The sequence below is a fragment of the Amycolatopsis sp. NBRC 101858 genome (genome assembly GCF_030269325.1).
Classification (GTDB): domain Bacteria; phylum Actinomycetota; class Actinomycetes; order Mycobacteriales; family Pseudonocardiaceae; genus Amycolatopsis; species Amycolatopsis ponsaeliensis.
The window spans coordinates 1,581,243-1,603,414 of sequence record NZ_BSTD01000001.1 but is presented as its reverse complement, the minus strand read 5'-3'; the positions used below and the strand labels follow the sequence as shown (position 1 = coordinate 1,603,414).

23 protein-coding genes and 1 riboswitch are annotated in these 22,172 nt (G+C 71.0%); of the genes, 12 read left to right on the top strand and 11 right to left on the bottom strand.

From position 1 onward, the window contains the following. The first annotated feature begins 81 nt into the window (after positions 1-81). The gene (locus QSK39_RS07660) at positions 82-477 is read left to right on the top strand and encodes a winged helix-turn-helix transcriptional regulator (RefSeq protein ID WP_285476918.1); all 396 of its coding nucleotides are present in this window, start codon (positions 82-84) and stop codon (positions 475-477) included. Here the strand turns inward: QSK39_RS07660 and thiD are convergent. The 3 genes from thiD to QSK39_RS07645 form a co-directional block, all read right to left on the bottom strand. Then, a complete protein-coding gene (gene thiD / locus QSK39_RS07655; protein ID WP_285476917.1) occupies positions 474-1,268 on the bottom strand; it encodes a bifunctional hydroxymethylpyrimidine kinase/phosphomethylpyrimidine kinase in 795 nt (264 codons plus the stop codon). The two genes, QSK39_RS07660 and thiD, sit on opposite strands and share 4 nt — an antisense overlap. Next, entirely contained in the window at positions 1,265-2,902 is a 1,638-nt protein-coding gene (thiC, locus tag QSK39_RS07650; RefSeq protein ID WP_285476916.1) for a phosphomethylpyrimidine synthase ThiC, read from the bottom strand. Before thiC ends, thiD begins: the two co-directional genes overlap by 4 nt. Further along, positions 2,896-3,017: riboswitch (TPP riboswitch) on the bottom strand. Its footprint overlaps the gene before it by 7 nt. A 48-nt stretch (positions 3,018-3,065) precedes the next feature. Then, positions 3,066-3,977 carry a S1C family serine protease gene (locus tag QSK39_RS07645; protein ID WP_285476915.1) on the bottom strand — a complete coding sequence of 304 codons (912 nt, stop codon included), beginning with the start codon at positions 3,975-3,977 and terminating at the stop codon, positions 3,066-3,068. 205 nt (positions 3,978-4,182) lie between these two features. Here QSK39_RS07645 and QSK39_RS07640 point away from each other — a divergent pair, with 205 nt between their 5' ends. Further along, positions 4,183-6,348 carry a glycoside hydrolase family 15 protein gene (locus tag QSK39_RS07640; protein WP_285476914.1) on the top strand — a complete coding sequence of 722 codons (2,166 nt, stop codon included), beginning with the start codon at positions 4,183-4,185 and terminating at the stop codon, positions 6,346-6,348. 50 nt (positions 6,349-6,398) lie between these two features. Here QSK39_RS07640 and QSK39_RS07635 read toward each other — a convergent pair whose 3' ends face one another. Further along, a complete protein-coding gene (locus QSK39_RS07635; protein ID WP_285476913.1) occupies positions 6,399-6,977 on the bottom strand; it encodes a peptide deformylase in 579 nt (192 codons plus the stop codon). A gap of 154 nt (positions 6,978-7,131) precedes the next feature. On the opposite strand from QSK39_RS07635, the gene QSK39_RS07630 reads away from it, so the two are divergent. Continuing rightward, positions 7,132-7,440: a DUF3263 domain-containing protein gene (locus tag QSK39_RS07630; protein ID WP_284749601.1), complete on the top strand. Its 309-nt coding sequence runs from the start codon at positions 7,132-7,134 to the stop codon at positions 7,438-7,440. Continuing rightward, positions 7,437-8,051 (top strand): LytR C-terminal domain-containing protein, encoded by a 615-nt coding sequence (locus QSK39_RS07625; protein WP_285476912.1) that lies wholly within the window; start codon positions 7,437-7,439, stop codon positions 8,049-8,051. The genes QSK39_RS07630 and QSK39_RS07625 overlap by 4 nt, the downstream gene beginning before the upstream one ends. Positions 8,052-8,099: 48 nt before the next feature. Here the strand turns inward: QSK39_RS07625 and QSK39_RS07620 are convergent, their stop codons facing one another. The 3 genes from QSK39_RS07620 to QSK39_RS07610 all read right to left on the bottom strand — a co-directional run bounded on the left by QSK39_RS07620 (position 8,100) and on the right by QSK39_RS07610 (position 12,295). Then, complete coding sequence (locus tag QSK39_RS07620) at positions 8,100-10,367, bottom strand: AAA family ATPase (RefSeq protein WP_285476911.1); 2,268 nt, start codon at positions 10,365-10,367, stop codon at positions 8,100-8,102. Between the two features lie 245 nt (positions 10,368-10,612). Then, positions 10,613-11,566: a CDP-diacylglycerol--serine O-phosphatidyltransferase gene (pssA, locus tag QSK39_RS07615; RefSeq protein WP_285476910.1), complete on the bottom strand. Its 954-nt coding sequence runs from the start codon at positions 11,564-11,566 to the stop codon at positions 10,613-10,615. 3 nt (positions 11,567-11,569) lie between these two features. Next, the gene (locus QSK39_RS07610; protein ID WP_285476909.1) at positions 11,570-12,295 is read right to left on the bottom strand and encodes a phosphatidylserine decarboxylase; all 726 of its coding nucleotides are present in this window, start codon (positions 12,293-12,295) and stop codon (positions 11,570-11,572) included. Positions 12,296-12,543: 248 nt separating this feature from the next. Between QSK39_RS07610 and QSK39_RS07605 the strand changes: the two genes are divergently transcribed. After that, complete coding sequence (locus QSK39_RS07605) at positions 12,544-12,756, top strand: hypothetical protein (protein ID WP_285476908.1); 213 nt, start codon at positions 12,544-12,546, stop codon at positions 12,754-12,756. A 39-nt stretch (positions 12,757-12,795) separates the two neighbouring features. Here the strand turns inward: QSK39_RS07605 and QSK39_RS07600 are convergent, their stop codons facing one another. Next, the gene (locus QSK39_RS07600; protein ID WP_285476907.1) at positions 12,796-13,080 is read right to left on the bottom strand and encodes a GlsB/YeaQ/YmgE family stress response membrane protein; all 285 of its coding nucleotides are present in this window, start codon (positions 13,078-13,080) and stop codon (positions 12,796-12,798) included. Between the two features lie 72 nt (positions 13,081-13,152). Here QSK39_RS07600 and QSK39_RS07595 point away from each other — a divergent pair, with 72 nt between their 5' ends. Together QSK39_RS07595 and QSK39_RS07590 are read left to right on the top strand one after the other, a co-directional pair. Continuing rightward, entirely contained in the window at positions 13,153-13,713 is a 561-nt protein-coding gene (locus tag QSK39_RS07595) for an ArsR/SmtB family transcription factor (RefSeq protein WP_285476906.1), read from the top strand. Next, positions 13,710-14,963, top strand: a complete 1,254-nt coding sequence (locus QSK39_RS07590; RefSeq protein WP_285476905.1) for an MFS transporter — start codon at positions 13,710-13,712, stop codon at positions 14,961-14,963. The genes QSK39_RS07595 and QSK39_RS07590 overlap by 4 nt, the downstream gene beginning before the upstream one ends. On the opposite strand, the gene moeA is transcribed toward QSK39_RS07590, so the two are convergent. Then, positions 14,917-16,110, bottom strand: coding sequence for a molybdopterin molybdotransferase MoeA (moeA, locus tag QSK39_RS07585; RefSeq protein ID WP_285476904.1), 1,194 nt, complete (start codon positions 16,108-16,110; stop codon positions 14,917-14,919). The genes QSK39_RS07590 and moeA overlap by 47 nt on opposite strands. Positions 16,111-16,183: 73 nt before the next feature. On the opposite strand from moeA, the gene QSK39_RS07580 reads away from it, so the two are divergent. The 5 genes from QSK39_RS07580 to groL all read left to right on the top strand — a co-directional run bounded on the left by QSK39_RS07580 (position 16,184) and on the right by groL (position 21,244). Beyond that, the gene (locus tag QSK39_RS07580) at positions 16,184-16,861 is read left to right on the top strand and encodes a TIGR00266 family protein (RefSeq protein WP_285476903.1); all 678 of its coding nucleotides are present in this window, start codon (positions 16,184-16,186) and stop codon (positions 16,859-16,861) included. Then, a complete protein-coding gene (locus QSK39_RS07575; protein WP_285476902.1) occupies positions 16,861-17,484 on the top strand; it encodes an AIM24 family protein in 624 nt (207 codons plus the stop codon). The genes QSK39_RS07580 and QSK39_RS07575 overlap by 1 nt, the downstream gene beginning before the upstream one ends. 112 nt (positions 17,485-17,596) lie before the next feature. Further along, the gene (locus QSK39_RS07570) at positions 17,597-17,803 is read left to right on the top strand and encodes a cold-shock protein (protein WP_284749612.1); all 207 of its coding nucleotides are present in this window, start codon (positions 17,597-17,599) and stop codon (positions 17,801-17,803) included. A gap of 66 nt (positions 17,804-17,869) precedes the next feature. After that, the gene (locus QSK39_RS07565) at positions 17,870-19,351 is read left to right on the top strand and encodes a serine/threonine-protein kinase (protein ID WP_285476901.1); all 1,482 of its coding nucleotides are present in this window, start codon (positions 17,870-17,872) and stop codon (positions 19,349-19,351) included. A gap of 264 nt (positions 19,352-19,615) precedes the next feature. Next, complete coding sequence (gene groL / locus QSK39_RS07560; protein WP_155540626.1) at positions 19,616-21,244, top strand: chaperonin GroEL; 1,629 nt, start codon at positions 19,616-19,618, stop codon at positions 21,242-21,244. A 57-nt stretch (positions 21,245-21,301) separates the two neighbouring features. Here groL and QSK39_RS07555 read toward each other — a convergent pair whose 3' ends face one another. Both QSK39_RS07555 and QSK39_RS07550 read right to left on the bottom strand, forming a co-directional pair. After that, a complete protein-coding gene (locus QSK39_RS07555) occupies positions 21,302-21,625 on the bottom strand; it encodes a hypothetical protein (RefSeq protein ID WP_285476900.1) in 324 nt (107 codons plus the stop codon). Between the two features lie 220 nt (positions 21,626-21,845). After that, a complete protein-coding gene (locus QSK39_RS07550; protein ID WP_284749615.1) occupies positions 21,846-22,064 on the bottom strand; it encodes a PspC domain-containing protein in 219 nt (72 codons plus the stop codon). Positions 22,065-22,172: the final 108 nt, after the last annotated feature.

Below are 22,172 nucleotides of genomic sequence, written 5' to 3'. Positions count from 1 at the left end.
TTGCTCCTGGGGGTCTCCTCCTATACTCGGAGCGTTCGTCACTTTTCGCTAGAAGGCACTTTCGAGTGAAGTAGGTACCTGATGGAAACCACCTGTGACCAGGACGGACCCTGGGACGTCTACCTCCGCAGCTGCCCCTGCCGGGACGTGCTGGACCTGCTGGCCAACAAGTGGACGGCCCTGATGCTGGGCGCACTGGCCCGCGGCCCGCACCGTTTCGGCGAGCTGCGCCGCGCGGTCGACGGCATCAGCCAGAAGATGCTGACCCAGAACCTCCGCCAGCTGGAACGCGACGGCTTCTTGACGCGCACGGTGTACCCGACGACGCCGCCAACGGTGGAGTACGCGCTGACGGAGATGGGCGCGGAGGTGGGGGCCCACCTGGTGGCGCTGAGCACGTGGTCCCAGGCGAACTTCGCCCGCATCCGCTCATCGCGCGAGGAGTACGACGGCCGGGAGCTGCAGCCGGTCCGCTAGTCCAATACCCAGAACGGCGACACGGGCCCGACACCCGCACCGAGCGGGTAAGCCTCCGCGACGCACCGCTCGATGAACTTCTTCCCCGCCGCCACCGCGTCCGGCACCGATGCGCCCTTCGCCAGGGACGACGTGATCGCCGAGGCCATCGTGTCGCCGCCGCCGTGGGTGTTCTCCGTCTCGTAGCGCGGTCCGCTCAGCGAAATGAACTCGCGGCCGTCCGACAGCAGGTCCACGCACTCAGCTGTGCCCTGCATGTGGCCGCCCTTGACGAGTACCCACTGGGAGCCGAACTCCAGCAGGGCCTCGGCCGCCGATCGCTGGGAAGCGGCGTCGGACACCGAGATGCCCGTCAGCAGGCCCACTTCGTCCAGGTTCGGCGTGATCAGCGTCGCGCGGGGGAACAGCTCCGTGCGGATCGCCTCCAGGGCGTCCTCCCGCAACAACGCGTGCCCCGTCATCGACGCCGCCACCGGGTCGACCACCAGCGGGCCGGCCTCGACCTCGTCCAGGGTCTTGGCCACCGCGCGGATGATCTCGGCCGTGGCCAGCATCCCCGTCTTCGCCGCGTTCACGCCCATGTCGGACGCCACCGCCTTGATCTGCGCGGTCACCACGTCGGCCGGGATCTCCGTGAAACCCTGGACGCCCAGCGAGTTCTGCACGGTCACCGCCGTCAGCGCGACGAGCCCGTGGACGCCGTGCGCGAAGAACGTGCGCAGGTCCGCCTGGATGCCCGCACCACCGCCGGAGTCGGATCCGGCGATGGTGAGGGCAGTGGGCGGAGTCACGGTTGCACCACGGGCAGGTAGACCTTGCCGCCGGCCTCGGCGAACTCCGCCGACTTCGAAGCCATCCCGGCCTCGATGGCCTCCACAGTGGACAGACCGTGTTCCTCGGCGTACTTGCGGACGTCCTGCGTGATCCGCATCGAGCAGAACTTCGGCCCGCACATCGAGCAGAAGTGCGCCGTCTTGGCCGGCTCGGCGGGCAGCGTCTCGTCGTGGAACGACCGCGCCGTGTCCGGGTCGAGCGAGAGGTTGAACTGGTCGTTCCAGCGGAACTCGAAGCGCGCCTTCGACAGCTCGTCGTCCCATTCCTGCGCGTACGGGTGCCCCTTGGCGAGGTCCGCGGCGTGCGCGGCGATCTTGTACGTGATCACGCCGGTCTTGACGTCGTCGCGGTTCGGCAGGCCGAGGTGCTCCTTCGGCGTGACGTAACAGAGCATCGCCGTGCCGTACCAGCCGATCTGCGCCGCGCCGATGGCCGACGTGATGTGGTCGTAGCCGGGTGCGATGTCCGTCGCAAGTGGACCGAGGGTGTAGAACGGCGCTTCGCCGCAGAGCTTTTCCTCCAGCTCCACGTTCTCCTTGATCTTGTGCATCGGCACGTGACCGGGGCCCTCGATCATCACCTGGACGTCGTGCGACCGCGCGATGTGCGTCAGCTCGCCGAGGGTCTCCAGCTCCGCGAACTGCGCGCGGTCGTTGGCGTCGGCGATCGAGCCGGGACGCAGGCCGTCGCCCAGGGAGAACGTGACGTCGTACTGCCGCAGGATCTCGCAGAGTTCCTCGAAGTGCGTGTACAGGAACGACTCCTGGTGGTGCGCGAGGCACCACGCGGCCATGATCGACCCGCCGCGGCTGACGATCCCGGTGACGCGCCGCGCGGTCAGCGGGATGTAGCGCAGCAGCACGCCGGCGTGCACGGTGACGTAGTCGACACCCTGTTCGCACTGCTCGATGATGGTGTCGCGGTAGATCTCCCACGACAGCTTTTCCGGTTCCCCGTCGACCTTTTCCAGCGCCTGGTAGATCGGCACGGTCCCAACGGGGACCGGCGAGTTGCGGATGATCCACTCGCGCGTCTCGTGGATCCGCTTGCCGGTGGAGAGGTCCATGATCGTGTCGGCGCCCCAGCGGGTCGCCCACACCATCTTGTCGACCTCTTCTTCGACCGACGACCAGACGGCCGAGTTGCCCATGTTGGCGTTGATCTTCACCAGGAAGTTCTTGCCGATGACCATCGGCTCGGACTCGGGGTGCCGCCGGTTGACCGGGATCACCGCGCGGCCGCTGGCGACCTCCGCGCGCACGAACTCCGGTTCGACGCGCTCGCGGGCCGCGATGTACTCCATTTCCCTGGTGACAACGCCTTGTTTGGCCCAGCCGAGCTGCGTGTTGTGCTCACGGCCGTCGGCCCAGCCGGCGCGCAGCCGGTGGAGTCCACTGTGGACATCGATGGTGGCTTCGGGATCCGTGTACGGGCCCGAAGTGTCGTAGACGTCGAAGTGTTCGCCGTTCGAGAGGTCGATCCGGCGCGCCGGAACCCGAAGCCCGGATTCGGTCTGGTGGTACACCTTGTGCGAGCCCGTGATCGGCCCCGTGGTCACCCTCACGGCAGCATTGTTTTCGAGCGTGGTCAACGACTTTCACTCCCTACGCCGGCATTACCCGGTCAGGTTCATGCGGTCGGTGACGCCTGCGAAACGCAAGTCACCCTCTCAGCCCGCCATGGCGCGAGCTCCCGCGTTGGTGTTGTGTCACCGACCATGCCACGCCGGGGCGACATACTCAAGCCCGGTCACCTCACCCGACCAGTTCGGCGGGTGTCGCGTAGACGTCGACCATGGCTCCGTTGCGCAGCACGGTGATCGGCAGTGCGGTGCCGATCACTTCCGCGAACAGCTGCCGCTGGATGCCTTGCGCGTCCGAGACGCGGGTGCGCCCGACGGTCAGCACGAGGTCGCCGGCCCGCAGCCCGGCGCGCTCGGCGGGCCCGTCCGCGACCACCTCGCGCACCCGCAGCCCGGCCGCCTGCCCGGTGCGCTCGGCGATGTCATCCGGCAGCGGCGCGGGCACGCCGACGACGCCGAGGTACGCCCGCCGCACCCGGCCTTCGACGACGAGCGTGTCGATGATCCGCCGGGTGGTCGCGTTGATCGGCACGGCGAGCCCGAGCCCGACGCCGGCGACGGCGGTGTTGATCCCGACGACGCGGCCGGTGGAGTCGGCTAGCGCGCCGCCGGAGTTGCCGGGGTTGAGGGCGGCGTCGGTCTGGATGACGTCCTCGATCACCCGGGTGGTCCGTCCCTGCCGCACCGGCAGCGCCCGGCCGAGCGCGCTGACGACACCGGCGGTGACGGTGCCGGAGAAGCCGAGCGGGCTCCCGATGGCCACGACGAGCTGCCCGACGACGAGCTCGTCGGCGTCACCGAGCCGGGCGGCCGACGGCGTCTCGCCCCGCGCCCGCAGCACGGCGAGATCGGACAGCGGATCGGCGCCGACGACGTCGAAGGGCACCTCGCTGCCGTCGGCGAAGGTCGCGACACCCCGCCGGTGGCCGTCGACCACGTGGGCGTTGGTGAGCAGGTGGCCGTCGTCGGCGAAGACGACCGCCGAGCCACTGCCGCGTGCGAGCTGCACCCCGGCGACGTGCGGGGTGACGGTCTTGGCGACCGTGCTGACGGCGCGCGAGTAGGCGTCCATCGCGTCATCCATGAAGGCACCTCGATTACACCGTTGCAGGTACTACAAGTGTGCGCTCGAAGGCCGCGGAAGTCCGTTCGCTGCTGGAGAACCGCCGCGTCACCGGACCAGTGACGGTCAGTGGTTCACCGGATCGGACCATGCGCCGGTGAAGGATCGGCGAGACACTTCCAGGCGCTTCTGTAACGGTGCAGAAGTGACTTTCTGTGGGGTTGATATGCGAAAACTCATGTTCGGCGCCCTCGCCGGGCTGCTGGTCACCGGCCTGATCCCGGGGATCGCGGCGGCCGCGGGAGAGGCTCCCGGCGCTCCGGGCGCCCATCCCAGCTGGCTGCCCGCGAACAAGACCGGCTTCGGCACCGCGCACGACCGGTCGAGCAACGTCTGGTTCACGCTCCAAGGCGGGCAGCTGTCCGAGGTCTACTACCCGGACCTGTCGACGCCGAGCGTCCGGTCGATGAACTTCGTCGTCACCGACGGCCGCGGCTTCGCCGTCGCCGACTACACCGCCAAGTCCCAGCAGGTCCGGCGGACCGACGACGACAGCCTGACCTACGAGCAGACCATCACCGACGACCAGCACCGCTGGCGCCTGCGCAAGACCTACGTCACCGACCCGGCCGCCACGACGGTGCTGGTGGACGTCGACTTCCAGTCGCTCACCGGGCGCCCGTACCAGCTCTACGCGGTCGCCGACCCGGACCTGACCAACGACGGCTCCGACGACTCGGCCGCGCGCAAGGGCGACGCCGTCACCGCGCAGGACGCCACCAACGCCGCCGCCCTGACCGCGAAGCCCGCCTTCACGAAGACCAGCGTCGGCTACGCGGGCTCGTCCGACGGGAACACGCAGCTCATCAAGACCTTCAAGCTGAACACCTACGACTCCGCCGCGAAGGGCAACGTCGTGCTGACCGGGCAGACGAGCGCCGACGGCGTCCGCACCCGGCACGTCACCCTCGCCCTCGGCATGGGTGCGAAGGCCGCCGACGCGCTCGGCAGCGCGCAGGCGTCACAGCGTCGCGGCGTCCGTGACATCACGCGCGCCTACGACCGTGGCTGGGAGCAGTACCTCCGCGGGGTCGGCAAGCCGCCGTCGTCGCTGAAGACCGATGCCGAGCGCGACCTCTACAAGGCGTCGATGCTGACGCTGGCCGCGAGCGAGGACAAGCACCACCCGGGTGCCTTCATCGCGTCGCCGAGCATGCCGTGGCGCTTCGGCAACAACGACCCGGAGTGGTCGCCGTCCGGCACCTACCACCTGGTCTGGCCGCGGGACCTCTACCAGATCGCGACCGGCCTGGCCGCCGGCGGCGACCAGGCCGCCGCGAACCGCGCGGTCAGCTACATGTTCGGCACCCAGCAGCAGGCCGACGGGCACATGCCGCAGAACAGCCGCGTCGACGGCGTGCCGTACTGGACGTCGATCCAGCTCGACGAAACCGCTTTCCCGATCGTGCTGGCCCAGCAGCTCGGGCGGACCGACCTGTGGCCCGGCGTCCGGAAGGCCGCCGACTTCATCATCGGGTACGCGGGCCCGAACGGGCAGCCGGCGCCGTACACCCAGCAGGAACGCTGGGAGGAGCAGGACGGCTGGTCCCCGTCGACCATCGCCTCGGTGATCGCCGGGCTCGTCTGCGCCGCGGACATCGCGTCGCACAACGGCGCGGCCGCCGATGCCCGGAGGTACCTCGCGGCGGCCGACAAGTTCAAGGCCGACCTGCCCAAGCAGACGATCACCACGAACGGGCCGCTGTCGAAGGACCCGTACTTCGTCCGGCTGACGAAGGACGCGAACGCCAACGCCGGGACGACGTACAACCTCGGCAACTCGAGCGTCACGATGGACCAGCGGGCGGTCACCGACGCGGGCTTCCTCGACCTGGTGCGCCTCGGCATCTACCGCGCCGACGACCCGGTGATCAAGAACAGTGTGCGCGTCACCGACAAGGCCATCGCGTTCACGACGCCGAACGGGCAGTTCTGGCACCGGTACACGAAGGACGGCTACGGCGAGCAGGCCGACGGTTCGCCGTGGGACTACACGTTCCCGGCGGAGAGCCGCACGACGTTCGGGCGGCTGTGGCCGCTGCTCGCCGGTGAGCGCGGCGAGTACGAGCTGACGCTCGGCGACCCGTCGTCGGCCGCGCGCCGGCTGCGTGACCTCGGCCGGGTGGGCAGCTCGGCGGAGACCATGCCGGAGCAGGTGTGGGACGAGAACTCGCCGTCGGGCCAGACCGGCTTCCCGGCGGGCACGCCGAACACCTCGGCGACCCCGCTGGCCTGGACGCACGCCCAGTACGTGCGGCTCGCCTGGGACGTCAAGGCGGGCTCGACGCTGGAGACGCCGCAGGTGGTCCGCTGCCACTTCCTCGGCTGCTGATCTCCGAAACGACGAAGGGCCCCTCGGCTTCGAGGGGCCCTTCGTGGTGATCAGATGACGGCGCCGTCGTCCTCGGGGGTCTTCGGCGGCAGCCACGACAGGCCGGGCACGCCCCACTTGTTGGACTTCAGCATCTTCTTCGCCGCGCGCGCGTGGCGGCCGACCAGGCGGTCGAGGTAGATGAAGCCGTCGAGGTGGTCGGTCTCGTGCTGCAGGCAGCGCGCGAAGTAGCCGGTGCCCTCGACCTCGATCGGGTTGCCGTCGAGGTCGAAGCCGGTCACCTTCGCCCACTTCGCGCGGCCCGTCGGGTACGACTCGCCGGGCGCCGACAGGCAGCCCTCCCAGTCGTCGTCCGGGTCCGGCATGGTCTCCGGGATCTCCGACGTCTCGAGCTTCGGGTTCACGACTAGGCCCTTGTGCCGCACGCCTTCGTCGTCCGGGCAGTCGTACACGAACACCCGCAGGTCGAGGCCGATCTGGTTGGCCGCGAGGCCGACGCCCTCGGCGGCGTACATCGTCTCGAACATGTCGTCGGTGAGGGTGCGCAGCTTCTCGTCGAACTCGGTGATCTCCCGAGTCGGCTGGTGCAGCACGGGTTCGCCGGCGATCACGATGGGATGGATGCTCACGACCACGCAGTTTAGTCGGACCCTTCTGGTAGACCTGCATCAGACCGTGACGCGCCGACGCGGATGCCCACGTCGGCGTGCGCTTCCGTGGTTGAATGGCGCCCGCGGAAGAGCTAGGTCTGATTCGCCATACGCCCGATTGAGAGGGACTCGGATGGACGCCGCGGAGTCGATGGCTGAGCCGCAGCCGTCGCCGCCGAAGCCCGTGCCCGGCCTGACCGAACGCGAGGTCGAGATCCTCGCGTTCGAGCGCCAGTGGTGGCGGCACGCCGGGGCGAAGGAGAACGCCATCCGCGAACGCTTCGACTTGTCCGCGACGCGCTACTACCAGCTGCTCAACAAGCTGCTGGAGAAGCCGGAGGCGGTCGAAGCCGACCCGATGCTGGTGCGGCGGCTGCAGAAGACGCGTGCCGCCCGCCAGCGCAAGCGAGGCGCCCGGCGACTGGGGATCGAGCTGAAATGAGCGTGTTTTCGGGAATGTCCCGGCCGATGAAGGCCGCGGGCGTCGTCCTGATCGGGGTGGCCATCATCGCCGCGGTCATCGGCGGCGTGTCCGCGTTGAGCGGCGACGGATCGAACGAAGCCGGGCCGAGCGGTACGCCGAGCTCGCCCGGGACCTCCACCGGGTCGCAGCCGCCCTCGGGCACGACGTCGACGCCGCCGAAGACCACGACTTCGCCGTCGTCGCCCACCCCGCCTTCGACGACGTCACCGGCGCCAGGGCAGCCGACGCCGGGTCAGCCCGGCCAGCCCGGTGACCAGCAGACGTCCAACAAGTGGGTGACCGTCCGGGTCTTCAACAACTCGACGATCAAGGGCCTGGCGGACCGCGCGGCGGAAGACTTCCGCGGCAGCGGCTGGAACGTCAACGAGGTCAGCAACTACTCCCAGGGCGTCATCCCGACGACGACGGCGTTCTACCGCCCGGGCACCGACGAGGAAGCCGCGGCGAAGCAGCTCGCGCAGGAGTTCGGGATCAAGGCCGAGCCCCGTTTCCCGGGGATAGAGAGCGCGACCCCCGGCGTGATAGTGATCGTGACGAAAGAGTACGAGTCAGGCCACAAGGGCAGCTGACGATCTTGCCGTGAAAGGGGCGCCACCCGCCGGGGTGACGCCCCTTTTTCAGTCCCCGGCCTGAGTCTTCGCGTAGGCCTCCAGGGCCGCGAGCTGGGCCGGGTCGAGGCTCGGCCGGACCGTCTTGCGCGCCGCGTCCAGGTGCGCCGCCGTGACTTCGCGGGCTTCCAGGGACTCGCGCATCGCCGTCAGCGCCGCCTCGCGGATGAGCGCCGCGCAGTCGGCGGCCGAGTAACCGTCCAGAGTGGACGCGACCTGCGCGAGGTCCACATCGGAGGCCAGCGGCGTGTTCTTCGAGCTGGCCGCGAGGATCGCCGCGCGGGCCTCGGCGTCCGGCGGCGGCACGTACACGCGGCGCTCCAGCCGGCCCGGCCGCAGCAGCGCCGGGTCGACCAGCTCCGGCCGGTTCGTCGCGCCCAGGACGACGACCTCGCGCATCGGCTCGACGCCGTCGAGCTCGGTCAGCAGCGCCGCGACCACGCGATCGGCGACGCCGGAGTCCGACGACTGGCCGCGGCGCGGGGCCAGCGCGTCGATCTCGTCGAGGAAGATCAGCGACGGCGCGGCCTCGGCGGCCCGGCGGAACAGCTCGCGCACCGCGCGTTCGGACTCGCCGACCCACTTGTCCATCAGCTCGGCGCCCTTGACCGCGAAGACGTTCAGCGCGCCGGTGCCGGCCAGCGCGCGCACCAGGAACGTCTTGCCGCCACCGGGCGGGCCGTACAGCAGCACGCCGCGCGGCGGTTCGACGCCGAGCCGGGCGAACGAGTCCGGGTACCGCAGCGGCCACAGCACCGCCTCGGTGAGCGACTGCTTGACGTCGACCATGTTGCCGACGTCGTCCAGGGTCAGCCCGCCGGTGGCCAGGTTGTCCGAAGTGGACATCGACACCGGGCGGACGGTGGCCAGCGCGTCGAGGAGGTCCTGCTGCGAGATTCGCGGTTCGTCGGCTTCGCGCTGGCGCAGGGCCGCGCGCAGGGCCGCGTCCCGCCGCAGCGCGATCAGGTCCGCGGCGACGAACCCCGGCGTCTTCTCCGCGAGGACACCGCAGTCGATGCCCGTGTCGAGCGGGACGTCGCGGAGGAGGACGTTCAGCAGCTCGCGGCGCGTCTTCGCGTCCGGCAGCGCCAGGCCGAGCTCGCGGTCGAGCAGGTCGGCGGCGCGCAGCCGCGGGTCGGCGGCCTCCGCGCGGGCGGTCGTCGCGACAACGGCGAAGCGCTCGCGCCGCAGCGCCGTTCGGAGCTCTTCCAAAACGACCGTGGCGACCGGCGGCGGCGTGGCCGCGGGCAGCAGCGCGTCGACGTCGGTGAGCAGCAGCACCGTGGGCCCTTCGGCCGCGCGGATCGCCTCGCGCAGGCGCGCGACCGCGACGTTCGGGTCCAGCACCGCGAGGTTCGGCGCGGCCACCGGCACCACGCGGATGTCGGCTTCGTTCGCGACGGAGTTGACGAGCGTCGCCTTGCCGACGCCCTCCGGGCCGGACAGCAGGACGCCGAGGTGGGCGGGCGCACCCAGCCGGGCCAGCAGCTCGGGCCGGTGGAACGCCAGGTCGAACCACTCGGCGAGCTTGCGCGCGGTCGCTTCGGCGCCGATGAGGTCGGCCAGCGGCACAGCCGCCTCGATGACCTCCTCGATCACCACCTCGTCCTCGACGATCTCCGCGTCGATCCACTCCTCGGCCGCGGTGACGGCGGAGGTGCGGACGAGCGCGGTCGCCGTCCGGGGTGCGGCGGGCTCGGGCGCCGGCCGCGCGCCGTCGCGCCAGACGACCACTGTGGACGGTCCGACCGCGACGGTGCCGGCCGGCTCGGTCGCGGTGACGGTGAGCAGCTCGTTCGTCCAGGTCGCGCCGATCGCTCGCGACAGCTGGCCGCGCAGGCCGGCCGGGTCGGACCCCGGCGTCGGCGCGAGGTCCTGCGGCAGCAGGGAAACGGCGTCGCCGACGGTCAGGACCTTGCCGATCAGCGCGAGCCGCAGCATGTGCGGGCTGACCGAGACGCTGGCCAGCCGCGACCCGGCGACGGTGACCGTCTTGGCCGCGGCGACGTCGGCGGGGGCGACCACGATCTCGGCGCCTTCGGTGACGCCGAGGTTCGACATGGTGACGTCGTCGGTGAGGACGACGCCGGGCACGTCGGCCTCGTCGGTGGGCGCGGCGAGGGCGGCGCTGACCCGGGCACCGGTGAGGTGCACGGCGTCCCAGGCCCGCAGGCCGAGCGCGTCGAGGACCTCGGGGTGCAGCCGGACGACGCCGCGGCGGGTGTCCAGCGCGGACGGCGTGTGCCGGACGGTCAGCGTGATCTGCGGGTGGCTCACGCCGTTCACCCTAGCGATCCGGCGCCTTCCCAGGAGCCGAGAACCCGTGTCGTCCCTTCAATCACGCGTGTCGACCCTCTGATCACGCGTGTCGACTCCTCCATCACGGGCGAATCACGTACCGGGACGGTCGTCTCACGTACCTAGAGGGTCGGCTCGCGTGACTGGAGGGTCGGCTCGCGTGACTGGAGGGTCGGCTCGTGTGATTAGGAGGTCGACACGCGTGATTGGAGGGTCGACACGGCTTACTTGCGGCGGAGGCCGATCTGGCGCCACGAGCGGCGGCGCGGGCCTTGGCCGTTTTCGCTGCCTCGGGGGGTGCGCACGGTCTCGCCGGTGCGGGGGAGGCGGACCGCGCGCATCGCCGCGCCCGCGACCCGGCGGCGCAGCGGGGGACGCAGGCCCAGGCGGCGCGGGGAGCGGGCCCGGCGGATCGCGCGGCGCTCGCGCGGCGGGACCGTCCAGGCCTCCGGGTGCGCGGCCAGCCAGCGGTGCCGGTAGACCGAGTACGGGATGTGCGCCAGGTACAGGATCATCGCCGCGATCAGCGCGACCAGCGGGAACTGGATGATCGCCGCGGCCAGCAGGGCGACGCCGAGCAGCAGCGGCGCGATCGCCTTGGCCGGCGCCTTGACCGTCTTCAGCGACAGCGTCGGGATGCGGCTGATCAGCAGCGCCGCGATGGCGACCGTCCACGCCCACACGACGTACTGCGAAGACCACCAGCCGTGGCCCCACTGCAGCTCCGCCACCAGCGGCAGCATCGCCAGCAGCCCACCCGCGGGCGCCGGGACGCCGACGAAGAACTCGCTCGCGTACGGCGGCTGCTCGGTGTCGTCCAGCAGCGTGTTGAACCGGGCCAGCCGCAGGATCATGCAGACGGCGAAGATCAGCGACGCCACCCAGCCGATCCGGTCCGCGCCGGTCTGCCACACGTAGATGACCAGCGCCGGCGCCACGCCGAACGAGATGCCGTCGGACAGCGAGTCCAGCTCCGCGCCCATCTTCGACGTCGCGTCGAGCAGGCGGGCGATCCGGCCGTCCAGGCTGTCGAGCACCGCCGCGATGCCGATCGAGGCGATCGCCATCGCGTAGTTCTTGGTCAGCGCGAACTGCACGGCCGACAGGCCCGCGCACAGCGCGAGGACGGTGATGGCGTTCGGCAGCAGCCGGACGCCGGGGGTGGTCACGCGGACCATCGATCAGCCTTTCGCAGGCGCGGCAGGGAGTTCGGCGATCACGGTCTCGCCGCCGACCGTGCGCTGGCCCTTGGCGACCAGCACGCGCGAGCCCGGCGGGAGGTAGAGGTCGACCCGCGAGCCGAAGCGGATGATGCCGTACGTCGAAGCGGCGCCGACCTTGTCGCCCTCGCGGATCTCGCAGAGGATGCGGCGCGCGACCAGCCCGGCGATCTGCACGACGACGAGCTCGTGGCCGTCTTCGGTGCGCATCAGCACGGAGTTGCGTTCGTTGTCGTCGCTGGCCTTGTCCAGGTCGGCGGAGAGGAACTTGCCGGGGCGGTAGGCGACGCGCTCGATCACGCCGTTCGCCGGCACGCGCTGGACGTGCACGTCGAACACCGAGAGGAACACCGACACGCGCATCCGCGGCTCGGCGGGCCCGCCGAGCTCGGCGGGCGGGACGGCTTCCTCGATCAGCGACACGAGACCGTCGGCTGAGGCGAGCGCGACGCCGTCACGCGGCGGCGGGACCCGCTTCGGCTCGCGGAAGAACGCGGCCATCGCCACGGTCGTCAGCGCGCCCAGGACGCCGAGGCGCTTGGAGAACCGGCGCGCGAGCAGCGTCGCGACGGCGCCACCGGCCACGAACGGGCGACCGGCGGGGTGCATCGGCGGCAGCGTTTCGCGCGCGAGCTGGAGGGCGTGGGCCACGGGGTTGCCGGCGGGCTCCGGCCGGGTGCCGCTCATGGTCGGGTCCCCTGGTTTCGTGTCGGAAGAACGGGTCGGCGCCGGGGTGCCGGCGGCCGCGTACGGGCGGCACCACGCTACCGCTGCCCCAGGTGAGGGTCGGCGTGCGCCCCTGATCGGCTCCCTCGCGAGGGTGTCCCCGCAGCGGGTGGGAGCGGCCACATCCCGGTAACGCAAAGTCGAATTCGGCGACAACACTGAGTAGTCGACGCCGTTCGGGGCGCTGCCGCGAGACTTGTGGGGGGACGATGACCGAGCACCGCGATCCTGCCGAAGCCCGCCTCGACGAGCTTCTGGGCGCGTGGTGCCGGGAGATCGAAGACGTACCGGTGCCGCGCCTGGTGGACCCGGAGTACGCCGTCGACGTGGTCATCGAGGCGAAGAAACGCGGCCGGGTGCCTGCGCCCCCCGACGGCGCAGGCACCCGGCCACCGGGCGATGCGCGTGAGGAAGCATTTTAGCCGCCGGAGCGGCATCGATCACGATTCGTCCGGCAAAAGTTACGAACGGTCACTCGGTCGACGGCCGAGACCGTTCACGAGCCGCAGGATCGCCAGCAGCACGACGGCGCCGAGGACGGCCACGCCGAAGCTCGGGAAGTCGAAGTCGAACGTCTTCGACTGGCCGGTCGCGAGCCGGTAGACCAGCCCGCCGAGCGCCGCGCCGACCACGCCGACGAGCACGCTGACCAGGCAGCCCTGCCGGTGCCGGTCCCGGCCGCCGACGACGAGGTTCGCCGCCCAGCCGACGATCGCGCCGAAGATCACCCAAGCCACGAAACCCATGGCGCGAGCTTACGCGAGCGGTTCCACAAGAGCCATTGCACAAGAGTTCTTGTGCAACTACTCTTGTGTGTCATGAGCGATGACGTCCGGGACATCCGGGATTCGAAGGTGCTGGCGGCGGTGTCGCACCCGCTGCGGCGGCGGCTGATGGAACTGCTCCACCTGGACGGCCCGGCCACGGCGTCGATGCTGGCGGGCAAGACCGATCAGGCGGTCGGCAACATCAGCCACCACATGAAGGTGCTGGCCGCGGCCAAGCTCGTCGAGGAGGCCCCCGAACTGGCCCGTGACCAGCGGGAACGCTGGTGGAAGCGGTCCGCGAAGACCCTCCGGTGGGCGGCCGCGGACTTCCCGGACGACCCGGTCGCCGAAGCGGCCGAGATCCTCACCCTCGACCACCAGATGGCGATCGCCCGCGACTGGATCGCGAACCGCGAGACCTACCCCGAGCCGTGGCGCGGCTCGGCGTTCAGCACCGACACCTGGATGCGGCTCTCGGTCGCCGAGCTCGAAGAGCTGAACGAGCGGATCCTCCTGCTGCTCACCGAGTTCGAGAACCGCACCGAACCGGGTGACGGCGTCGAGCGCCGTCCGGTCTTCTTCGCCGCGCGGGTATCGTTGGGCAAGCCGTGAAGGGGCTCTGGGGGAACAGGGACTTCCGGCTGCTCTGGACCGGCGAGACCACGAGCATGCTCGGCAGCATGGTCGCGAGCACGGCGTTGCCGCTGGTCGCGGTGCTCACCCTGCAGGCGAGCACGTTCCAGGTCGGCGTGCTGACCGCCGTCGCGTGGCTGCCGTGGCTGCTGGTCGGGCTGCCCGCCGGCGCGTGGGTCGACCGGCTGCCGAAGCGGCCGGTGATGCTGGTCTGCAACACGGTCTCGATGGCGGTGTTCGCCAGTGTCCCGGTCGCGGCGGCCTTCGGCGCGTTGACGATGCCGTACCTGCTGGGCGCGGCCCTGCTCGGCGGCACCGCCAAGGTCTTCTTCAGCCTCGCCTACCGCGCGTACCTCCCGGCCCTGGTGGGCCAGGACGAACTCCTGGGCGCCAACGCGAAGATCCAGGGCAGCGAGTCCGCGACGCAGGTCGCGGGGCCGGGCCTGGCCGGGCTGCTGGCGCAGGCGTTCGGCCCGGTCAGCGGGATCCTCGCGGACGCGGTCAGCTTCGGGATCTCCGTGCTGTGCGTCCGGGCGATCCGGGTGCGCGAGACCGTCGTCCCGGCCGAGCGCACGCCGCTGCGCAGCCAGATCGCCGAAGGGCTGCGGTTCGTCGCCGGTGACCGGTACCTGCGGTCGATGATGGCCTTCGCCGCCGCCTCGAACCTCGCGCTGACCGGGTACACGTCCATCCAGATCGTCTTCCTGTCCCGCACGCTCGGCGCCGGGCCCGGCCTCGTCGGCCTGGTCCTGGCGCTGGCCGCGGCGGGCGGGGTGCTGGGGGCGGCGCTGGCCGGACGGCTCGGCGCGCGCTTCGGCGCCGCGCGGGCGTTCCTGCTCTGCGAGGTCTTCGCCGCGCCGATGATGCTGCTCGGCCCGCTCGCCGGTCCGGGCGCCGGCCTGGTGCTGTTCGTGCTCGCGGACTTCGGCGTCTGCGCGGGTGTCGTCGCTTCGAACGTGCTGACCGCGACGTTCCGGCAGCGCTACTGCCCGCCCGAGCTGTTCGGCCGGATCACCTCGAGCGCCTCCCTCGTCGCCTACGGCACGATCCCGCTCGCCGGGGTGCTTTCCGGCGCGCTGGGCGAGGCGATCGGCGTCCGCGCGACGCTCTGGGTCGCCGCGGTGCTGCTGATCGCGGCGCTCCCGCTGCTCGCGCCGTACCGGAAGCTGCGCGACTTCCCGGTCAGAGGAGCAGGACGTCCACTTCCTGGCCTTCCGCTGCCGATGTGACGTCCTCGGGCAGCACGATCAGGCAGTTGGCCTGCGTGAACGCGGCCAGCAGGTGCGAGCCGGGCCCGCCGCGCGGCCCGACGACCCCGGTGACCTCCCGGTCGGACGGCGTGAACACGCCCCGGCGGTACTGACGGCGTCCGCCCGGCGAGGACATCGCCTCGGTCAGCCGGGCCCGCACCCGCCGGCGCGCGACGTCGGTGTGGCCCATCGCCGTCAGCAGCGCCGGGCGCAGGAACGCCTCGAACGACACGAGCACGCTGACGGGGTTGCCGGGCAGGGTCACCACCGGCACGCCTTGCCAGCGCCCGCAGCCCTGCGGCCCGCCCGGCTGCATCGCGATCTTCGCGAACTCGACGCCCTGGCCGGTCAGCGCGTCCTTCACCACTTCGTACGCGCCCGCGCTGACCCCGCCGGAAGTGACCAGCAGGTCGGCGTCGGCCAGCTTCGGCTCGATGACCTTGCGGAACTCCTCGACGTCGTCGACGACGCTGCGGACCACCTCGACCTCGCAGCCGAGCTCGCGGACCGCCGCGGCGAGCATCACGCTGTTGGACTCGTAGATCTGGCCGTGCCGCAGCGGCGCCGGCGCGTCGATCAGCTCGGTGCCGGTCGAGGCGATCAGCACCCGCAGCGGCCGGTGCACCAGCACCTCGGCGAGCCCGACCGCGGCCGCCAGGCCCAGCTGCGAGTGGCCCAGCACCGTCCCGGCGTGCAGGGCGGTGGTGCCTTCGAGGACGTCCTCGCCGGAGTGCCGGATGTGCGCGCCTTCCTTGGCCCCGGCGGAGATCGTCACGGTCTCGGTGCCGCCGTCGGTGTCTTCGACCATCACGACGGCGTCCGCGCCGGGTGGCAGCGGGGCGCCGGTCATGATCCGGTGCGCGGTGCCCGGCTTCAGCGTCCCGACGTCGACGCGGCCCGCCGGGATGTCGTCGGCCACCGGGAGGGTCACCGGGACTTCGGCGACGTCGGCGGCGCGGACCGCGTAGCCGTCCATCGCCGAGTTGTCGAAGGGCGGGAGGGAAACGCCGGCCCGCACGTCCTCGGCCAGGACGAGGCCGGCCGCGGCGGCGAGGGGCAGGGCGGTCGCGGGGGAGGTGCCCAGGAGCGCGGCAACCCGGTCGCGGTAGTCGTCGACGGAGATCACCGGACCATCCTCCACCCCCGTGCAGGGCATGCAAGACTCTCGTCGTTCGAGAGCACGCCACAGGGGAGCACGCATGCAGGTCGGAGTCCGTCAACAGCCCTCGTTCGCCGTCGCCCGGCTGATGCTGGCGCCGGGTGAGCCGTGCCAGGTCGAGTCCGGCGCGATGATGGCCACCAGCTACGGCGTGCAGGTCCAGTCGCAGTCCCAGGGCGGGATCATGAAGGGCCTCGGCCGCGCGTTCCTCTCCGGCGAGTCCTTCTTCATCTCCACCTTCACCGCACCGCAGAACGGCGGCTGGGTCGACGTCGCGGCCAACCTGCCCGGCGACATCCAGGTGATCCAGCTCGACGGCCGGACCGGCTGGGCCGTCACCCGCGGCTGCTGGCTCGCGTCGTCGCACGGCGTGCAGACCGAGACCAAGTGGGGCGGGATGAAGAACCTGATGGGCGGCGAAGGCGGGTTCCTGACGCACGCCACCGGCCAGGGCCAGCTGCTCGTCGCCTGCTACGGCGCGGTCGAGACCATCACGCTGCAGCAGGGGGAGATGGTCACCGTCGACACCGGGCACGTCGTCGCGTACGCCGACACCGTGCAGTACCAGATCCGGAAGGTCGCGACGGGCATCATCCAGTCCATGAAGAGCGGCGAAGGCCTCGTGTTCGACTTCGTCGGTCCCGGCCAGATCATGACGCAGACGCGCAACCCGTCCGCGCTGGTCAGCTGGATCGTCTCGCACGTCCCCTCCCGCTGATGCGCGTCCAGACCCGGCACACCCCCGGGTTCGGCGTCGCCCGCGTCCTGCTCGACCCGGGCGAGTCCGTGCAGGCCACGCCCGAGACGCTGCTCGCCAGCCGCTTCGGCGTCACCGAGGCACCGGCGGGCCGCGGCGGCGTCCGCGCGGGCAAGTCCACGGTGGCCGTCTACACCGCGCCGTCGGACGGCGGCTGGATCGACTTCGCGCCGCTGCGCCCCGGGGACGTCTACCCGCTCGAACTCGGCGGCGGCACCGGCTGGTCGGTGCACCGCGAGGCCGTGCTGGTGCGGCCGTCGTCGGTCCGGCACGACCCGAACTGGGTGCCGCTGCAGCAGCTCTTCGGCGCCGACTCCGGGTTCCTCGAGCACTACAGCGGGGCCGGGCCGCTCGTGCTGGCCGCGCCCGGCCCGGTCGACGCGTTCGAGCTCGGCAAGGGCGAGCTGGTCACCGTGCGGCCGGACTACCTGCTGGCCTACCCCGACACCGTCCAGTGCCGGCTGCGAGCGCTCGATCCCGGCGGGCCCCAGTCACTGCGCACGGGCGAAGGGCTCGCGGTCGACTTCGCGGGGCCCGGGACGGTGCTCGTGCAAGCGCGCAACAGCCGCCTTTCTTCGATGTGATCTTCAGACGAATTGCCCATTGCCGAGGGGAATAATTCCGGTAGCGTGATTGACACTTCCGCCGCTGGCATCCGCTCGGGCCAGCGGATCCTTTGTGCTGAGGGAGGGCGCCGTGGCTGTCGGCACCGTCAAATGGTTCAACTCGGAAAAGGGCTACGGGTTCATCGAATCCACCGAAGGACCGGACGTGTTCGTCCACTATTCGGCCATTCAGGCCGACGGATTCCGCACTTTGGACGAAGGTGACCGCGTCGAGTTCGAAGTCCAGTCCGGGCGTGACGGGCGGAGCCAGGCCGCCGAGGTGCGGAAGGTCTCGTAACGACGCGCATCACCCGATTGGCGAACCCCCGGCAGGCGCCGAACCAGGGACGTTAGGCTGCCGGGCGTGACAGGCGATGTGTCGGGGGACCTCACCGGTCGCCGGCTGGGCAACTACCGCATCGACGGAGTGCTCGGCAAGGGCGGCATGAGCGTGACCTACAAGGCCACCGACGTGCGCCTGGGCCGGAAGGTGGCGCTGAAGGTCATCGGCGACCACCTCGGCACCGACGCCGAGTTCCGCGAGCGGTTCGTCGACGAGGCCCGCAACACGTCCGCGATCGACCACGCCAACGTCGTCCCGCTGTACGACTTCGGCGAGCTCGACGGCATGCTCTACATCGCCATGCGCATGGTCGACGGCGGCGATCTCGCCGGCCTGATCGCGGGCGGCCCGATCGCGCCCGCGCGCACCCTGACGATGCTCGACCAGGTCGCCGACGCCCTCGACACCCTGCACAACCGTGGTCTGGTCCACCTCGACGTCAAGCCGGCCAACGTGCTCGTGACCAAGAAGGAGACTTCGCGCGAGCACGTGTACGTCGCCGACTTCGGGCTGACGCGGCGCGGCGCGACGGGACACCGGACGCGCGGCGGCGACTTCCTCGGCTCGCCGACGTACGCGGCGCCCGAGCACCTGCGCGGCGAGCCGCTGGACGGGCGCACCGACCAGTACGCGCTGACGTGCGTCCTCTACGCCTGCCTGACCGGGAGCCCGCCGTTCAAGGGCGACGTGCCGACGGTGATCAAGGGCCACCTCAACGGCGACCCGCCGGCGATCTCGCGCGCCGTCGCGCTGCCGCCGGCGATCGACGAGGTCATCCGCAAGGGCATGGCCAAGAACCCGGCCGACCGCTACCCCAGCTGCGTCGAGATGATCGCGGCCGCCCGCCGCGCGCTCGGCCCCCAGGCGGCGTCCGACACCCCACCGGGCCCTCCCGGGTCCAATTCGGGTGGAATCCCCGCGCCGCAGCGCCCCGGTCAGGTACAACAGGGGCCGCACCAGAACAGCGCACCGCAGGGAGAGGGGGCCCCCGTGCACCCGTACGGAGGACAGCAGCCGGGCTACGGCCAGCAGCCCGGGCCGCAGGGGCCGCCCCAGGGAATGCCGCCGCAGGGCCCGCCGCCCGGCTACGGCTACCCGCCGCAGGGCCCGCCGCCCGGGATGCCGCCCCAGGGGATGCCGCCCGGGCCGCCGCAGGGCCCGCCGCCGGGGTACGGCTACCCGCAGCAGCAGCCGGGGATGCCCCCGCAGGGCTACGGCCAGGACCCGATGCGGCTGCGCCCCCCGATGCCCGCGGGCGGCGCGGGCGCGTTCCACCAGCCGTCGAGCGGCGGCGGCAAGAAGTGGATCTTCCTCGCCCTGGGCCTCCTGGTGCTGGCCGGCCTGGTCGTCGGCGCGATCTTCCTGTTCAGCGACGGCGGCAGCGGAGGCGGCGGCACGACGACGGCCCCGAACATCCCGGTGGGCCCCGGCGACTCGCAGAGCAACCCGACGTCATCCCTGAACGCCCCGCCGACGTCGATCTCCATCAAGCCGGGCAACTGAGCACCGCTTGATCGTGCCGCGCTGAGCTGGTCTTCTTGCACTCTCCCCCGCAGAGTGCTAAACACGGACTTGGCACTCGACGCCGTTGAGTGCCAAGTGCGCGGCCACCGGTCGCGCGCTTGAGGTCGGGACGGTGAGGCTGGCCCCCACCCGGGTCCAGTCGTCCGTCGCGGGCACCGAGCCTGGCCGAGGAAAGAGTCCTGCTGCCGCCGCTGCAGTCACACAGCGCGGCGGCGGCGCCCAATACCGGAGGACCACACCGCAATGGCCAAACTGATCGCGTTCGACGAGGACGCCCGCCGCGGTCTCGAGCGCGGCTTGAACATCCTCGCCGAAGCCGTCAAGGTGACCCTCGGCCCGCGGGGCCGGAACGTCGTGCTCGAAAAGAAGTGGGGCGCGCCGACCATCACCAACGACGGTGTCTCCATCGCCAAGGAGATCGAGCTCGAGGACCCGTGGGAGAAGATCGGGGCCGAGCTCGTCAAGGAGGTCGCCAAGAAGACCGACGACGTCGCGGGTGACGGCACCACCACCGCCACCGTGCTCGCGCAGGCCCTCGTCAAGGAAGGCCTCCGCAACGTCGCCGCCGGCGCCGACCCCATCAGCCTGAAGCGCGGCATCGAGGCGGCCGTCGAGGCCATCACCGAGCAGCTGCACAAGGCCGCCGTCCAGATCGAGACCAAGGAGCAGATCGCTGCTACCGCCTCGATCTCGGCCGCTGACCGCACCATCGGCGAGCTGATCGCCGAGGCGCTGGACAAGGTCGGCAAGGAAGGCGTCGTCACCGTTGAGGAGAGCAACACCTTCGGTCTCGAGCTCGAGCTCACCGAGGGCATGCGCTTCGACAAGGGCTACATCTCGGGTTACTTCGTCACCGACCCGGAGCGTCAGGAAGCCGAGCTGGAGGACCCCTACATCCTCCTCTTCGGTTCCAAGATCTCCACCGTCAAGGACGTCCTGCCGCTGCTGGAGAAGGTCATCCAGTCCGGCAAGCCGCTGCTGATCATCGCCGAGGACGTCGAGGGCGAGGCCCTGGCCACCCTCATCGTCAACAAGATGCGCGGCACCTTCAAGTCCGTCGCCGTCAAGGCGCCGGGCTTCGGTGACCGCCGCAAGGCGATCCTGCAGGACATCGCGATCCTGACCGGTGGCCAGGTCATCTCCGAGGACGTCGGCCTCAAGCTGGAGAACGCGGACCTGTCCCTGCTGGGCAAGGCCCGCAAGGCCGTCATCACCAAGGACGAGACGACCATCGTCGAGGGTGCGGGCGACGCCGACCAGATCCAGGGTCGCGTCAACCAGATCCGCGCCGAGATCGACAACTCGGACTCGGACTACGACCGCGAGAAGCTGCAGGAGCGGCTCGCGAAGCTGGCCGGCGGCGTGGCCGTCATCAAGGCCGGCGCCGCGACCGAGGTCGAGCTCAAGGAGCGCAAGCACCGCATCGAGGACGCGGTGCGCAACGCCAAGGCCGCCGTCGAAGAGGGCATCGTCGCCGGTGGTGGCGTCGCTCTCATCCAGGCCGCCGAGGCTGCCTTCGCGGGCCTGAAGCTCGAGGGCGACGAGGCCACTGGTGCCAACATCGTCAAGGTGGCCGTCGAGGCCCCGCTCAAGCAGATCGCGATCAACGCCGGCCTCGAAGGCGGCGTCGTGGTGGAGAAGGTCAAGGGCCTGCCGCAGGGTCACGGCCTCAACGCCGCCACGGGTGTCTACGAGGACCTGCTCGCCGCCGGCGTGCCGGACCCGACGAAGGTCACCCGCTCCGCACTGCAGAACGCCGCTTCCATCGCGGCGCTGTTCCTGACCACCGAGGCCGTCGTGGCGGACAAGCCGGAGAAGGCTTCGGCCGCTCCCGCCGACCCGTCCGGTGGCATGGGTGGCATGGACTTCTGAGTTCGGCCGCTTGACCGGAAAAGCCCGGTCCGCTTCGGCGGGCCGGGCTTTTCCGTTTCACGGCTTGGTGAAGAACCAGACGGCATAGGCGCCGACGATCACGACGCCGAGCGCGAGCACGCCGAGGCCCCCGAGCCAGGCGGTACTCGCTTCTTCGACTTCCAGCGCGGCGACGATCGCGCCGATGCCGGTCAGCAGCACCCAGATCGCGAGCGCGGCGGCGGTGTACAGCACGGTCCTGGTGGTCGTCGTGCTGCCGGTGTCGTCGAAGGCGAGCGCCGTGTACGCGGCCAAGGCGGTCAGCCCCAGCCCGGCGATCAGGTAGAGCCCACCCAAGATCCCGACGACGATCTTCGCCGCCGTTCTGCTCCCTTGATCCACGACCGCGAACCCTAACCCCTCGTCCGGGGTTCGCGGTGTCCTTTTGGGCCGCTCGGCCTACCGTACTCGGCCGAACGGCCCGGACTTCCCCTTGGCGTCCGGGCCGTTCACGCGCCGGTTCCCCGTGGACCGGCGCCCGCGGCGTCCCCCGACACCCGCGGCACACCCCCGGTCATCCGGCGGGCGTCGACTCCCCCTGCGAGCCGCCGCCCGCCCGGGGTCAGGAACCCTCTTCCGGAGTCAGGATGGCGGCGGCGACGTAGACCGGAATCGCAATGCCGACGGAGAGGAAGACGGCGGCGACCATGCCGATGCGGAGAACGCTGGCGTCGATGCCGAGGTAGGTGGCCCAGCCACCGCAGACGCCGGTGAGCATCTTGTCGGTGGTGCTGCGGCGGAGCTTCTTGGTGGTTTCCGGGGTGTACACGCTGTTCGTCATGGCTCAATGGTGGCTTCCGGGGACCCCCGGCAACATCGGGAACGGCCCGGAGCCGACCCTGAACTTGCCCTCGGGGAAAACCACGTGCCCGCGGTGGTGTGCGCCCGG